This window comes from Halorubrum sp. Atlit-26R, from assembly GCF_003666015.1.
Taxonomy (GTDB): Archaea; Halobacteriota; Halobacteria; order Halobacteriales; family Haloferacaceae; genus Halorubrum.
The window spans coordinates 87,316-101,106 of record NZ_QPLT01000002.1; the positions used below are offsets into that span (position 1 = coordinate 87,316).

At 69.3% G+C, this 13,791-nt stretch carries 13 protein-coding genes; 4 read left to right on the forward strand and 9 right to left on the reverse strand.

Annotation, left to right across the window (positions count from 1 at the left end; genetic code table 11):
- The first annotated feature begins 146 nt into the window (after window positions 1–146).
- Window positions 147–1,235 carry a hypothetical protein gene (locus DVK07_RS02890; RefSeq protein WP_121595915.1) on the forward strand — a complete coding sequence of 363 codons (1,089 nt, stop codon included), beginning with the start codon at window positions 147–149 and terminating at the stop codon, window positions 1,233–1,235.
- 93 nt (window positions 1,236–1,328) lie between these two features.
- On the forward strand, window positions 1,329–2,306 hold the full coding sequence (locus tag DVK07_RS02895; protein WP_121595655.1) for an oxidoreductase: 978 nt from the start codon (window positions 1,329–1,331) through the stop codon (window positions 2,304–2,306).
- Window positions 2,307–2,351: 45 nt separating this feature from the next.
- Here DVK07_RS02895 and DVK07_RS02900 read toward each other — a convergent pair whose 3' ends face one another.
- The 4 genes from DVK07_RS02900 to DVK07_RS02915 form a co-directional block, all read right to left on the reverse strand.
- Complete coding sequence (locus DVK07_RS02900; protein WP_233565368.1) at window positions 2,352–2,792, reverse strand: hypothetical protein; 441 nt, start codon at window positions 2,790–2,792, stop codon at window positions 2,352–2,354.
- Between the two features lie 127 nt (window positions 2,793–2,919).
- A complete protein-coding gene (locus DVK07_RS02905; RefSeq protein WP_121595656.1) occupies window positions 2,920–3,480 on the reverse strand; it encodes a hypothetical protein in 561 nt (186 codons plus the stop codon).
- Between the two features lie 118 nt (window positions 3,481–3,598).
- Window positions 3,599–3,793 (reverse strand): cold-shock protein, encoded by a 195-nt coding sequence (locus DVK07_RS02910; protein WP_004045866.1) that lies wholly within the window; start codon window positions 3,791–3,793, stop codon window positions 3,599–3,601.
- A gap of 138 nt (window positions 3,794–3,931) precedes the next feature.
- Window positions 3,932–4,702 (reverse strand): MOSC domain-containing protein, encoded by a 771-nt coding sequence (locus tag DVK07_RS02915; protein ID WP_121595657.1) that lies wholly within the window; start codon window positions 4,700–4,702, stop codon window positions 3,932–3,934.
- 235 nt (window positions 4,703–4,937) lie between these two features.
- On the opposite strand from DVK07_RS02915, the gene DVK07_RS02920 reads away from it, so the two are divergent.
- Window positions 4,938–7,616 carry an HAD-IC family P-type ATPase gene (locus DVK07_RS02920; RefSeq protein ID WP_121595658.1) on the forward strand — a complete coding sequence of 893 codons (2,679 nt, stop codon included), beginning with the start codon at window positions 4,938–4,940 and terminating at the stop codon, window positions 7,614–7,616.
- A 68-nt stretch (window positions 7,617–7,684) separates the two neighbouring features.
- Window positions 7,685–8,341, forward strand: coding sequence for an NAD(P)-dependent oxidoreductase (locus tag DVK07_RS02925; protein WP_121595659.1), 657 nt, complete (start codon window positions 7,685–7,687; stop codon window positions 8,339–8,341).
- A gap of 30 nt (window positions 8,342–8,371) precedes the next feature.
- Here DVK07_RS02925 and DVK07_RS02930 read toward each other — a convergent pair whose 3' ends face one another.
- From DVK07_RS02930 to acs, 5 genes are all read right to left on the reverse strand, one after another.
- The gene (locus DVK07_RS02930; RefSeq protein ID WP_121595660.1) at window positions 8,372–8,647 is read right to left on the reverse strand and encodes a hypothetical protein; all 276 of its coding nucleotides are present in this window, start codon (window positions 8,645–8,647) and stop codon (window positions 8,372–8,374) included.
- A 133-nt stretch (window positions 8,648–8,780) separates the two neighbouring features.
- Window positions 8,781–9,242 carry a universal stress protein gene (locus DVK07_RS02935; protein ID WP_121595661.1) on the reverse strand — a complete coding sequence of 154 codons (462 nt, stop codon included), beginning with the start codon at window positions 9,240–9,242 and terminating at the stop codon, window positions 8,781–8,783.
- Between the two features lie 3 nt (window positions 9,243–9,245).
- Window positions 9,246–11,012, reverse strand: a complete 1,767-nt coding sequence (locus DVK07_RS02940; RefSeq protein ID WP_121595662.1) for a VC_2705 family sodium/solute symporter — start codon at window positions 11,010–11,012, stop codon at window positions 9,246–9,248.
- Entirely contained in the window at window positions 11,009–11,581 is a 573-nt protein-coding gene (locus tag DVK07_RS02945) for a DUF4212 domain-containing protein (protein ID WP_121595663.1), read from the reverse strand. Before DVK07_RS02945 ends, DVK07_RS02940 begins: the two co-directional genes overlap by 4 nt.
- A gap of 107 nt (window positions 11,582–11,688) precedes the next feature.
- On the reverse strand, window positions 11,689–13,683 hold the full coding sequence (gene acs, locus DVK07_RS02950; RefSeq protein ID WP_121595664.1) for an acetate--CoA ligase: 1,995 nt from the start codon (window positions 13,681–13,683) through the stop codon (window positions 11,689–11,691).
- Window positions 13,684–13,791: the final 108 nt, after the last annotated feature.

Here is a 13,791-nt window from a genome sequence, read left to right on the forward strand (position 1 = left end):
GGGTGTCGGGCCGCGTGCGGACCGCTCGCGTCGGCCGAGGTCTCGCCGCTTCGCGCGTCGTTACATTGAAATAATTTAAATTTATTTATTTGTGTGGCACGGTGATGTGTCACTTAGTGACGACCGTGCCGGGAGGGAGCACACAGATGACAGACGACGACGCGACGGGAGAGGCGAACCGAGCGCGAAGCACGACTCGACCGCGGGAGGCGGACCGACGATCGGTGCTCCGGGGCGCGGTCGCGACCGGCGCCGCCTTGGTCTGGGGGGCGGGGGGCGTCGCGGGCGAGCCGGGACGAGGGCGAGGAAACGGTCAGGGAGGGGCTCCCGGTGGCGGGTCTCCCGGTGGCGGGTTCCCGCCGAAGGGGATCACGACCTACGGACGGAGCGTCGACCTCGGGAACGGCTCGGTCAGGACGTTCACGACGGCGACGCCGTCGGGCGAGCCGAAGTACCACGGGGTCGAGTTCGACCGGGCAGCACTGGAGGGGTTGCCGAACGCGGGGGCTCTCGAGGAGGCCGACAACCGCGACGAGGACGACAAGTACGGGGCCAGCGGGCAGGCGACGGAGGTTCACTTCAAGCAGTCGCTCCAGTTCTTCGTGCCGTTCCCGGCCGCGGAGCGGACGCCGTTCACCTTTCTGGGACTCAACTGGAACCCGGGCGGTCACTTCGGCGGAGCGGGCGCGTGGCTGAAGCCGCACTTCGACGTCCACTTCCACATGCTCGACCCGGCGAGGGTCGACGCCGTCGAGGGGCCGCGACTTCCGCCGTACGACACCGGAAACGGGGAGTACGAGCCCGGCAGTCCGGCTCCGGATGAAAACGGGGCGGTGACGGAGACGAACTTCGATTACGACCAGCTTCCCGAGGGGTACGCGCGCTCGCCCGAACCGGTCGCCGACCAGCGCTACATCACGGACATGGGCGAACACACGGCCCCCGCCGACGCGCCCGAGCTACCGGACGGGCCGGGCGAGCCGGGGAATCCGGAGGCCTTCGACAACACCCTCATCCAGGGGTTCGTGGGCGACACCGACGGGTCGCGGCTGGCGTTCGTCGAGCCGATGCTCACGCGGGAGTTCTTCCGGGACGCCAACGGCATCGAGACGTACGAGGTCCCGCAGCCGCAGGCGTACCCGCACGACCGGCAGCACCCGACCGAGTACGGGGTCCGCGACGTTCCGTCGAAGGACGCGGTCACCGTGGTGCTCGGCGGGTTCGAGCAGGTCTGATCCGACGGCTTCGACCTCGCTCCGGGACCGATTTTTCGGATCACCGGTTCGGGCGCCGACAGGTTTCTCCCCCTGACGCCCCTTCCGTACCTCATGGCAGACTGGACGACCGACGAGATGCCGCGATTGGACGGGAAGACGGTCGTCGTCACGGGCGCGAACAGCGGGCTCGGCTTCGAGGGGACCCGCGCGTTCGCCGCCCGGGGCGCGACCGTCGTGATGGCGTGCCGGAGCGTCGAGCGCGCCGAGGACGCGGCCGACGAGATCCGGGCGGACGCGGGCGGCGAGGTCGACGGCGCGCTCGACGTCCGCGAGTGCGACCTCGCCTCGCTCGACTCGGTCGAGGCGTTCGCCGAGGGCCTGAAGGACGGCTACGACGCGGTCGACGTGCTGTGTAACAACGCCGGGGTGATGGCGATCCCGCGGAGCGAGACCGAGGACGGCTTCGAGACGCAGTTCGGCGTCAACCACCTCGGCCACTTCGCGCTCACCGGACGACTCTTCTCCCTTTTAAAAGACGCCGACGGCATCGGTGGCGACGCCCGAGTCGTCACCCAGTCGTCGGGCGCCCACGAGCAGGGCGAGATGGACTTCTCAGACCTCAACTGGGAGCGGTCGTACGGCAAGTGGAAGGCGTACGGCCGCAGCAAACTGTCGAACCTGCTGTTCGCCTACGAGCTTCAGCGGCGCCTCGACGCGGCGGGCGGCTCCGAGACGGGCGACGGGGACGACGGCGCGCCGAACGTCCGCAGCGTCGCCTGCCACCCCGGCTACACCGACACGAACCTCCAGATGCGGACCGCCGCGGAGAGCGGCAACCCGCTCATGAAGGTCGGCATGAAGGCCGCGAACGCGGTGCTGGGGCAGGCCCCCGAGATCGGCGTCGAGCCCATGCTGTTCGCGGCGACGGCCGACGTCGACGGCGGCGCCTACGTCGAGCCCGGCGGCCTCATGAACATGCGCGGACACCCGACCGTGGGGCGGTCGAACGACGCCTCGTACGACCGCGAGGACGCCCGGACGCTCTGGGAGTACTCGACCGAGGCAACCGGCGTCGAGTACCCGGTGTAGGCGGCGCGACGTCCCTACGCCCCGCGAGCGCCCCCGACAGCCGACTTACAGGAAGGGCGCGTCGGACGAGCACGTCGTCTGCGAGAAGGCGATGCCGCCGTCCGGGTTGAAGCGGACCAGGACGCCGATGTCGTACGGGTCCTCGTCGGAACAGTCCGGTCGGTAGTGGTAGTGATGCGAATCCCGGAGATTCCGGTCCACGACCTCGATCCGGTACGGCCGGTCCGAGACGATGTCCTCGTCGGTCCAGGCGTCGTCCGACCCCGTGTCCGGCAGGACCTCGACGCTGTTGCGGTAGGCGAGCGCCTCGCTCCGCTCCGTGACGTTCGGCCGGAAGAACCGCACGCCGAGGTCGACGGCGGTGTCGCGCACATTGCTCACGGTGAGGTCCAGCATCGGCCGCGGAGCCGGGACCGCCGAACACCCCGCGAGGCCGGCGAGAGCGCCCGCCGCCCCGGCTCGGAGGAATCGTCTGCGGGAGGCCATGTCACGCGCGTCTCGTCGGACCGACTTGAATATCCGGCTTCCGGCGTCGTCTCGGTCGCGAGCGCGCTCTCCGAGGGCCGACCGCTCCGAGAGCTGATCGGTCCTCGGCTCCGGTCTCTCGGAGGAGTCAGTGGAGCGTCCCCTCTCGGACGTGCGCGTCGTGCGCGAACAGCGCGTATCCCACGTCGACCGGGCGGTGCCCGGTCTCGTCGGCGATCTCGCGGATCGGCCCGATCATCGCGACGTAGTCGGCGGCGTCGAACGACTCCTTCCGGTCGTCGAGGTAGCCGAGCCGCTCTAAGGACGCCCAGACGCGCGTGTCGACGACGGCGTGGCGGTCGCCGTCGAGCGCGGCCAGCACGCACGACGCGGTCGGCGCCTTGAACCCCGAGAGCCCGGTTATCAGGTGGATCGCGGAGAAGTCGCCGTCGACGGCGCGGGCGTTGCGCGTCACCTCCCGGCAGCGTGCCTCGGGGTTCTTCTCGACGTGGTAGGCGCTGCGCGTGGACGACTCGTAGGCGATCTCGTACAGCTGTTCGCGGGTCAGATGTCCCTGCGAGCGGTACGTCTCGCCGAACTCGTCGAGCCGCTCGGGGAGGACGCCCCGCGTCTCGGCGTAGCGGTCGAGGTTCTCGTCGACGAACGCGTCGAGGTCGGCGGTCTCCTCGGGGAGGTCGGCTGCGACCATACGCGAGGCTCCTCGCTCGGCGACCAAAACGGCGGCGCCGTCGCTCGGGGGGAGTAATATACGCGGAACGCGTTTCGAGAGCTGTCCGAGTTCGCCGGTAGCGGATGCCGCGACCGAGCTACAGCCGAGTGAGGTTCGTCGCGCGCGGACCCTTGTCCGCCTCCTCGATCTCGAACTCTACCTCCTGTCCCTCCTCGAGGTCCGGGCCGCCGACGTCTTCCATGTGGAAGAACACGTCCTCGTCAGCGTCGTCAGTCTCGATGAATCCGTAGCCGCCGGTGTCGTTGAAGAAGTCGACCTTGCCTGTCGCCATCGCACCCTAACGATCTCCCGACGTGGTGATAAGTGTTGCGTGCCGAGCCGGATCGCCGCCGCGTGCGCTCTCTCGGGCGTGTTCGCCGCTCAGACGGATTTTCTCGACGTGCGACAGCCCGCGACGCCGCTCCCTGTCTCACTCGCGGACCGTGACCTCGTCGCCGACGCGGAGCGTCCCACCGCGGTCGCGCTCGGGTATCCGCGCGATGGTCATCAGGGTGTAGTAGTGGTCGAACGCGTCCTCGTCGGCCCACTCGGGGAACGTCGCCTCACGCCGCCGAACGAACCGCTCGCGGAACTCCGGCGTCGGCTCGCCGGTGTCGGGGTCGCGCTCGGGGACGACGCACCGACCGCATGGCGTCACGCCCTCGACGCGGACGCCGCCGATCTCGAACGCCGGCGCTCCCTCGCCGACGAACCGGTCCTCCCAGAACGCCGGGACGCCCGACACCTCGACGTTCGCGCGGAGACGGCGGCGCGCGCTCTCGACGGTCATCCCGTCGAACCACGAGGCGACCGCCTCCAGCGTCGCCGCGCTGACAACGGAGGGGCCCATCTCCCGGCGGTCGACGAACCCGAGCGATCCGTCGCGCCGAAGCGTCAGGTCCGCGTCGAAGAAGTCGCCGAACCACTCGGCTACGCGGGCGGGCTCCCCGTCGAGGTCGAACCGTCTGACGGTCCCGTCGGGCGTCTCGACCCGGAGCGTGCCCGACTCGGTGTCGAAGCCGGTCGCGAGGTCGTGGACCCGGTCGGTCCGCTTCCCGTTGACGACGTCGCCGTCGGCGTCGAACAGCGCGAACTCGCGGTCATGTTTCAGCGTCCCGCCGTCGAGGACCCGGGCGCCGTCGACGTCGACCCCGTCTAACCCCTTCACCGGATACACCCTGAGTCGCTCCAAACGGGCCATGTCGTGGGTACGAGGCGCCGCTTCCTATAGTCTTTCTTCGGCGCGTTCCGGTGAGTTGGGCCGGGGGGTCGGATCGCGGACGGAGACGGGGCGGTCCGGTCGATTTCGCGGCCGTCGTTTTTCCGCCGGAGGCCTCTGGCCCGCAACCGCTTTTGATCCGAAGATACCGACGGTCGAGAACTTTGGTTTCGAAGGGGAAAACGCACTAAGGGAGTATCCCGTAGTAACACCCAAGATGAACACCAGAACCACCCACCTCGACATCACGGGGATGAGCTGCGCCAACTGCTCGGCGAGCGTCGGCGACGCCGTAGAGTCGATAGACGGCGTCTCGCGTGCGGACGCGAACTACGCCACCGACGAGGCGACGGTCGAGTACGACCCGGAGGCGACGTCGCTCGCGGCGATCTACGACGCGATCGAGGACGCCGGCTACGGCGCGGTCTCGGAGACGGCGACCGTCGCGATCACCGACATGACGTGCGCGAACTGCGCGGACGCCAACCGCGACGCCTTAGAGTCCGTGGCCGGCGTCGTCGACGCCGACGTGAACTACGCCACCGACGAGGCGCAGGTGCGCTACAACCCCGCCGAGACCTCGCCGGCGGCGCTGTACGACGCCGTCGAGGACGCGGGCTACTCGCCCGTCCGAGAGGACGAGGGCGCGGACGGCGAGGGCGCCGACGGAGAGGGCGACGGGTCCGGTGAGAGCGCGCGAGACGCGGCCCGGAACGCCGAGATACGGAAGCAGCGCCGGCTGACGCTGTTCGGCGCCGCGCTCTCGGCGCCGCTGCTCTTCTTCCTCGTCGACAACCTCCTCCTCGGGGGCGCGGTCGTGCCGGACCGGGTCTTCGGCGTCGGGATCCACTGGGTCGCGTTCGCGCTCGCGACGCCGGTCCAGGTCGTGCTCGGCCGACCGTTCTACGTGAACTCCTACAAGGCGCTCGTCACGAACGGGCGCGCCAACATGGACGTGCTGATCGCCCTCGGGTCGACGACGGCGTACGTCTACTCCGTCGCCGTCCTCCTCGATCTCGTCGCCGGGAGCGTCTACTTCGACACGGCGGCGCTCATCCTCGTCTTCATCACCCTCGGCAACTACCTCGAGGCCCGCTCGAAGGGGCAGGCCGGGGAGGCGCTCCGGAAGCTGTTGGAGATGGAGGCCGACACCGCGACCCTCGTCGACGAGGACGGGACGGAGCGCGAGGTCCCGATCGACGAGGTCGAGGTCGGCGACCGGATGAAGGTCCGTCCCGGCGAGCAGGTCCCGACCGACGGCGTCGTCGTCGAGGGACAGTCCGCCGTCGACGAGTCGATGGTGACCGGCGAGTCGGTGCCCGTCGAGAAGGAGGAAGGCGACGAGGTCGTCGGGTCAACCATCAACGAGAACGGCCTCCTCGTCGTCGAGGCGACGAAGGTCGGCGCCGACACCGCGCTCCAGCAGATCGTCCAGACGGTGAAGGAGGCGCAGTCTCGCCAGCCCGACATCCAGAACCTCGCGGACCGCATCTCCGCGTACTTCGTGCCCGCGGTGATCGCGAACGCGCTGTTCTGGGGCGTCGTCTGGTTCGCCTTCCCCGAGACGCTCGCCGCGTTCGTCGACCGGCTCCCGCTGTGGGGCCAGGTCGCGGGCGGCCCCGCACCGGTCGGCGGAACCGTCTCGGTGTTCGAGTTCGCGATCGTCGTCTTCGCCTCCTCGGTCCTGATCGCGTGTCCCTGCGCGCTCGGCCTCGCGACGCCGGCCGCGACGATGGTCGGGACCACCATCGGCGCGCAACACGGCGTCCTGTTCAAGGGCGGCGACGTGCTCGAACGCGCGAAGGACGTCGACACCGTGGTGTTCGACAAGACGGGGACGCTCACGGAAGGCGAGATGGAGCTCACGGACGTGGTCGCGGTCGGCGACGAGCGCGTCCCCGACGGCGGAGCGGTCGCCGAGGGCGCGGCGGCGGACGACGACGCCGCGACCGGCGGCGACGACGCCGCGACCGGCGCGCAGGCGGACGAGGACGAGGTCCTCCGGCTCGCCGCGAGCGCGGAGCGCGGCAGCGAACACCCGCTCGCTCAGGCGATCGTCGACGGCGCCGAGGCGCGCGGCCTCGACCTCGTCGACCCCGAGTCGTTCGAGAACGTCCCCGGCCACGGGGTGAAAGCGACCGTGGGCGGCGACCGGGTACTGGTCGGGAACCGGAAGCTCCTCCGCGACAACGGTATCGATCCCGCGCCCGCCGCCGAGACGATGGAGCGCTTAGAGGGCGAGGGGAAGACGGCGATGCTCGTCGCCCGGATTCCCGCCGGCGCCGACGACGGGGAGCTCCTCGGCGTCGTCGCCGACGCGGACACCGTGAAACCGAGCGCGAAGGAGGCGGTGAGCGCGCTCCGCGATCGCGGCGTCGACGTGATGATGATCACGGGCGACAACGAGCGCACGGCCCGCGCGGTCGCCGAGCGGGTCGGCATCGACCCCGACGACGTCCGGGCCGGCGTCCTCCCCGAGGACAAGTCCGACGCGGTCGAGGAGATCCAGTCCGACGGTCGCCGGGCGATGATGGTCGGCGACGGCGTCAACGACGCGCCGGCGCTCGCGGTCGCGTACGTCGGCACCGCCATCGGCTCCGGGACCGACGTGGCCATCGAGGCCGCCGACGTGACGCTGATGCGCGACGACCCGCTCGACGTGGTGAAGGCGATCCGGGTCTCCGACGCCACGCTCCAGAAGATCAAACAGAACCTCGTGTGGGCGCTCGGCTACAACACGGCGATGATCCCGCTGGCGTCGCTCGGGCTGCTCCAGCCCGTCCTCGCGGCCGGGGCGATGGCGTTCTCCTCGGTGTCGGTGCTGACGAACAGCCTCCTGTTCCGCCGGTACGACCCCGACGGCGACTACAGGCTCCTCGGCTTCCTGCGACGCTGAGCGCGGCCCGATCTTTCCGCCGCCAGCGGTCCCGAAGCCCCAAGACGACGCGGCGCGTACGCCGGCACATGTCGACCCTCCTCGTCGTCGGCGGCAGCGGCTTCATCGGACGCGACGTCTGCCGGTTCGCGGTCCGCGACGGCCACGAGGTCCGCAGCGTCTCGCGGAGCGGTCGCCCCGACGTGGACGAGGACTGGGCGGACGCCGTCTCGTGGACGAGCGCCGACCTCTTCCGTCCGAACGCGTGGCGCGATCGCCTCGACGGCGTCGACGCCGTGGTCCACTCGGTCGGGACGCTCACCGAGGCGCCGACGGAGGGGGTCACCTTCGAGCGGGTCAACGGGGACGCGGCCCTCCTCGCGGCCTTAGAGGCGGAACGCGCCGGCGTCGACGCGTTCGTCTTCCTCTCCGCGGCGGCGAAGCCGCCCGGCGTTCGAAACGCCTACCTGACGGCCAAGCGCCGCGCCGAGGCGTCCATCGCCGACCTCGACCTCGACGTCGTTACCCTCCGTCCCGGTCCCGTCTACGGCGCGGGACAGCCGCACCTCCCCGGCGTCGTCGACCGCGTCCTCCGGTTCGTCGCGAGCGCGCCGCCGCTCGCGTCGCGGCTCGGCGAGGCGCGGCCACTCTCCGTCGACACCGTCGCGCGGGCGACGTACCGCGCCGCGCTGGACCCGGACGACCCCCTGCTCGACGTCTCCGATATCCGCGACCTCGCCGGGTGAACGGCGGAGCGATACCTGATAAAAAAGCCGTCAGCGCGCGCTGCGCTCCTTGGCCATCTCCAGCGAGATGAAGAAGCCGAAGTACGCCGGGATCCCGGCGAGCATGAACATGTACAGCACCCACTGCGGGGCCGTCGAGAAGGCGACGTTGTACAGCGCCGACGCGATCCCCACCCACACCAGCGCGAACAGCAGGTCCTGGAGCATCCCGGTGCCGTTCTCGCTGAGCACGTGCCGGGCGCGGTCGGCGACGCTCGGGTCGGTCGGCTGGTCGTCCGGCGTCTCCGGGGCGTCCGAGTCGGGCATGAACTGAGTGTGGAAGAGGGGGTACGTCGGTGTTGCGGAATCGCGCGCCGTCGAGCGCGCGAGGAAGCGATTCGCGGGTCGCGACGAGGTCGGCCGCACCGCGGCCGAAGGCGTCCCCCGTCGGACCGCGACCTCAGTCCTCGTCGAGGTAGTCGACGACGAGGACGGGGACGTGCGTCGAGCGCAGGGTGCGCTCCGTGACGCTGCCCAGCAGCGCGCGGCGAACGCCCGCCCGGCCGTGGCTCCCCATCACGATGAGGTCGATGTCGTGGTTCTCGGCGTAGTCGCCGATCACCTTGTGCGGCCGGCCGCCCGAGACGTGCTCGACGACGTCGACGCCGCGTTCGGCTCCCCGCGCGGCGACCACGCCGGTCGCCTCGTCGGCCTGCTCTTTCAGCTCGCCCATCTCGTCGAACCGGCCCTGCTTGAGCCGGTCGACCTGTTCGGTGCCGAGGCTGAAGTTCACGGAGTCGATGTCGACCACGTACAGCGCGTGGACCTCGGCGTCGTACTTCTCCGCGAGGTCGAGCGCGTGGTCGACGGCGGCCTCCGCGACATCGCTGCCATCGGTGGGAACGAGTATTCGGTCGTACATGGATTACTCCGCTTCCTCCGTGGTTTCGTCGGGGTCAACTGTGCGGCCGCCGTCGGCGCCCGCGTCGTCCATTGCGCGGCCGCCATCGGTCGCCACGTCCTCGCCGCCGTCGGCGACGACGTCCTCGGCGGTCTCCTGTTGCCCCATCGGTTCGGGGCTGTGACACTGCCGAACGATCCGCTTCGTTTCGAGCGAGGGCTCGTCGGTGGCCATGGAGACGGCGATGGTGACGACGAACACGATCGGGAGCGTGATGAGCGCCGAGCCGATGGCGGGCATCCACGTCGCGAGCCCGGCCGACAGCGGCGCCTCGAGCGACCCGATGTACGTCGGGACGATCTGGTTGATCATCGGGATCGACCAGAGGGTGAGCCCGGTGGTCATGCCGGCGAGCGCGCCCTGCCGGTTGGCGTTCTCCCACCACATGCCGAGGAAGAACATCGGGAACAGGACGGAGCCGGCGAGCGAGAACGCGTACCCCACGAGCGCCGCGATCGACGAGGCGGGATTGAGCGCCGCCAGCGTGGTCAGCGCGCCCAGCGCGACGATCGAGAGGCGGCCGACGAGGATCTGCTGGCGCTGCGTCGCGTCCTCGTTGATGATGTTCGTGTAGATGTCGTGGCTGATCGCCGACGAGCCGGCGATAAAGAGTCCGGCGACCGTCGCGATGGCCGCGGCGATACCACCCGCCGCGACGATGCCGACGAACCAGGACGGGAGCCCGGACAGCTGCGCCGCCAGCACGACGATGACCTCGCTGGCCGCGCCCGTCATGCCGGGGTCGCCGTACGTCGCGCCGACGTTCTGCGAGTAGAGGTCGGTCCCGAACGCCGCGAACGCGGGAGCGCTCCAGTAGAGGATGCAGATGAAGAACAACCCCCAGACCGTCGACCAGCGGGCCGTCCGCTCGCTCTCGACCGTGTAGAACCGGACGAGCACGTGCGGGAGCCCGCAGGTACCGACGATCAGCGAGAACGTCGTCGCGACCCAGAGGTAGTAGCTCGACGAGGCGAACGGCTCGGAGAACTCGCTGCCGAGCTGGCTGATCAGCGCGCCGTACTCCAGCTGCGGCAGCACCGTGGAGTAGCCGTTCGTCCAGCCGACGACGAACAGGCCGACCACGAACGCGAGGATGAGGATGACGTACTGGACCGCCTGGTTCTTCGTGGCGCCCAACATTCCGGACAGCGTCAGGTAGCCGACGGTGACGACCATCATCGCGACGACCATCACCTGGTACCCGTCGAGGCCGGGGATGAGCCCCCCGTAGTTACCGAAGATGTACAGGCCGACCAGGGCCATCCCCTTCGCCTGCCCGATGGCGTAGACGAAGCCGATGAGGAACGTCGTTATCGCCGCGATGGCGCGCGCGGTGTCGGAGTTAAATCGGTCGCCGACGAAGTCCGGCGCCGTGTACTTCCCGAACCGGCGCAGCTGCGCGGCGAGGAAGATGAGGAGGATGAAGTACCCCGTCGTCCAGCCGACGACGTACACCAGCCCGTAGAAGCCGGCCAGCGCGATCGACGCCGCCATCCCGAGATAGGACGCGGCGGACATCCAGTTCGCGCCGATCGCCATCCCGTTCTCGACGTTCCCGATGGACCGACCGGCGACCCACATGTCCTCGGTGTCGGCGACGCGGAAGACGAACCCGATCGTGAGGAACAGCCCCAACATCCCGATCACGAGGACCGCGGGACCCACCTTGAACGAGATGTTGAGCGCCTCCGGCAGGAGGTCGCTCTGCAGGAGCAGCGAGCTCGCCGTCATTCCTCGCTCCCCCCGTCGGCCGCCGCGACGTCAGCGGTGCTCCCGCTCTCCGTCACGGTCGCGTGGTCGATACCGTACTTCTCGTCGAGCGCGTCCCGCTTCCGCGAGTACCAGAACGCTAAGATCAGCGCGCTGGTCGGCGCGCCGAACGCGACGAGGAAGTAGTGGAGCGGGAACTGTAAGATCGGCATCGTCTGCGTCATCACGCCCGGCGCGAAGTTCGTCAGGGTCACCGGCCCCCACACCGCGAGGACCCAGACGGCGAACCCCGACCAGACGATGCGCAGGTGATCGCGCATGTACGGCGTGCTCGGGTTCAGGATGTTCACCTCCGCTCCGAGGTAGTCGGTGTTGTTGTGCGTCTGTGCGGCTCCCGAGGACGCGACGCCGCCGTCGGTGGCCGCGTCGTTCGTTGCGCGCCCCCCGTCGGTGGCCGCGTCGTTCGTTGCGCGCCCCCCGTCGGTGACCGCGTCGTTCGTTGCCCGGCCACCGTCGGTGGCCGCGTCGTCAGTTGCGCGGCCACTATCGGCGACCGCGTCGTCTCGTTCGCGTGAGGTATTATCTGTCATGTTTTGACGTGTGTTGTGATCTCGTTTGTGTGATTTTTTCGTGATGATTGTCGTCGTGTGGTCCGGTGTGGTCGTGAGTGGAACAGTTGAAAACGGCTCGCCGAGCGCTACTCGGCGTCGGCCTTCTGTTGGATCTCCTCGACGATCTCGGGGTTCCGCAGCGTGCTCGTGTTCCCGAGCTCCTCGCCGTCGGCGATGTTCTCCAGCAGGCGGCGCATGATCTTCCCGGACCGGGTCTTCGGCAGGTCGGGCGTGAACACGACCTGTTCGGGCCGGGCGATCGGGCCGATGGCGTCCTCGACGGCCGCGACGATCGCCTCGCGGAGCTCCTCGTTGCCCTCGTAGCCGTCCTCTGTGGTGACGTAGGCGTACACCGCCTCGCCCTTGATGTCGTGGTTCCCGCCGACCACCGCGGCCTCGGCGACGCCCTCGACGCCGACGATCGCGGACTCGATCTCCATCGTCCCCAGCCGGTGGCCGGAGACGTTGAGCACGTCGTCGACGCGGCCGAGGACGGTGATGTAGCCGTCCTCGTCGATCTTCGCGCCGTCCTCCGGGAAGTACACCCAGTCGTCGGGGTCGTCGCTGTCGGTGTCGGAGTACTCCGCCCAGTACTCCTCGATGTAGCGCTCGTCGTTGTTGTACAGCGTCCGGAGCATGCCGGGCCACGGCTTCTGTACCGTGAGGTAGCCGGCCTTCCCGGGCTCTACCTCGTCGCCGAGCGTGTCGAGGATCTGGACGTCGAGCCCCGGCAGCGGCGGCCCCGCGGCGCCGGGCTTCATGTCCTTGACGCCGGGGAGCGTGGTCACCATCATCCCGCCGGTCTCGGTCTGCCACCACGTGTCGACGACGGGGCACTCCTCGTCGCCGATGTGCTGGTAGTACCACTTCCACGCGCGGGGGTTGATCGGCTCGCCGACCGTGCCGAGCAGCCGCAGCGAGGAGAGGTCGTGGCGGTCCGGGAACTTCGAGCCCCACTTCATGAACGCCCGGATCGCCGTCGGCGCGGTGTACAGCTGGGTCGCCTCGTGCTCCTCGACGATCTCCCAGAGTCGGTCGCGCTCCGGGTGGTCCGGCGTCCCCTCGTACATCATCGTCGTCGTGCCGAGCGAGAGCGGCCCGTAGACGATGTACGAGTGCCCCGTGATCCAGCCGATGTCGGCCGAACAGAAGTACGTGTCATCCGGCTTGATGTCGAGCACCGACTGCGAGGTCCACGACACCCACGAGAGGTAGCCGCCGGTCGTGTGTTTCACGCCCTTCGGCTTCCCCGTCGTCCCCGAGGTGTACATCAGGAACAGCATGTCCTCGGCGTCGCGCGTGACCGGCTCGACCTCGGCGCCCTCGTGTTCCGCGACGAGGTCGCCGTAGTCGATCTGGTCGTCGCCGAGGTCGTGGCCGAAGTCGTCGCCGTTCGGGCCGAGCCGGTCGACGACGACCGTGGTCGTGTCGTGTTCGACGCCCGCGAGCCCCTCGTTCGCCTTGTCGAGGTGATCGAGCGGGTCGCCGCGGCGGTAGTAGCCGTCGCAGGTGACGAGGTACTCGGAGTCCGCGGCGTTCATCCGCGTCGCGAGCGCGTCGGCCGAGAACCCGGCGAACACGACGCTGTGGGGCGCGCCGATGCGGGCGCACGCCAGCATCGCGATCGGCAGCTCCGGGATCATCGGCATGTACATCGTGACGACGTCGTCCTCCTCGACGCCCTGCTCCCGAAGGGCGGCCGCGAACTCGTTCACCTCGCGGTGGAGCTCCTCGTACGTGTACGTGCGATCGTCCTCGTCGACCGGCTCGCCGACCCACTCGATGGCGGCCTCGTCGCCGCGCTCGTCGAGGTGCCGGTCGAGGCAGTTCGCCGACGCGTTCAGCTCGCCGCCCGTGAACCACTCGTAGAAGGGCGGGTTGCCGTCGTCGAGCACCTGGTCGTAGTCGGTTTCCCACTCCAGCAGGTCGGCGGCCGTCTCCCAGCACTCGGGCCAGTTCTCCTCGAACTCCTCGTATATCTCTGGGTCGGAGACGTTCGCCTGCTCGACGAACGACTCCGACGGCTCGAATACCTCCTGTTCCGCTAATCTCGCTTCCAGTTGGCCGTCTCCCTCTGTCATGGTACGGTCGTACCCAACCAATATCGGCATATAAACGCTGACGCTAAATACGAAAAATCGTGATAGACCCTCTCCGACCCGGCGCGGGTGTCTCAGCGGGCGACGAGG

Excerpts from the sequence above, each read along its gene's own strand:
- DVK07_RS02890 (WP_121595915.1), top strand. The coding sequence starts at position 147 with ATGACAGACGACGACGCGACGGGAGAGGCGAACCGAGCGCGAAGCACG.
- DVK07_RS02895 (WP_121595655.1), top strand. The coding sequence starts at position 1,329 with ATGGCAGACTGGACGACCGACGAGATGCCGCGATTGGACGGGAAGACG.
- DVK07_RS02900 (WP_233565368.1), bottom strand. The coding sequence starts at position 2,792 with ATGGCCTCCCGCAGACGATTCCTCCGAGCCGGGGCGGCGGGCGCTCTC.
- DVK07_RS02905 (WP_121595656.1), bottom strand. The coding sequence starts at position 3,480 with ATGGTCGCAGCCGACCTCCCCGAGGAGACCGCCGACCTCGACGCGTTC.
- DVK07_RS02910 (WP_004045866.1), bottom strand. The coding sequence starts at position 3,793 with ATGGCGACAGGCAAGGTCGACTTCTTCAACGACACCGGCGGCTACGGA.
- DVK07_RS02915 (WP_121595657.1), bottom strand. The coding sequence starts at position 4,702 with ATGGCCCGTTTGGAGCGACTCAGGGTGTATCCGGTGAAGGGGTTAGAC.
- DVK07_RS02920 (WP_121595658.1), top strand. The coding sequence starts at position 4,938 with ATGAACACCAGAACCACCCACCTCGACATCACGGGGATGAGCTGCGCC.
- DVK07_RS02925 (WP_121595659.1), top strand. The coding sequence starts at position 7,685 with ATGTCGACCCTCCTCGTCGTCGGCGGCAGCGGCTTCATCGGACGCGAC.
- DVK07_RS02930 (WP_121595660.1), bottom strand. The coding sequence starts at position 8,647 with ATGCCCGACTCGGACGCCCCGGAGACGCCGGACGACCAGCCGACCGAC.
- DVK07_RS02935 (WP_121595661.1), bottom strand. The coding sequence starts at position 9,242 with ATGTACGACCGAATACTCGTTCCCACCGATGGCAGCGATGTCGCGGAG.
- DVK07_RS02940 (WP_121595662.1), bottom strand. The coding sequence starts at position 11,012 with ATGACGGCGAGCTCGCTGCTCCTGCAGAGCGACCTCCTGCCGGAGGCG.
- DVK07_RS02945 (WP_121595663.1), bottom strand. The coding sequence starts at position 11,581 with ATGACAGATAATACCTCACGCGAACGAGACGACGCGGTCGCCGATAGT.
- acs (WP_121595664.1), bottom strand. The coding sequence starts at position 13,683 with ATGACAGAGGGAGACGGCCAACTGGAAGCGAGATTAGCGGAACAGGAG.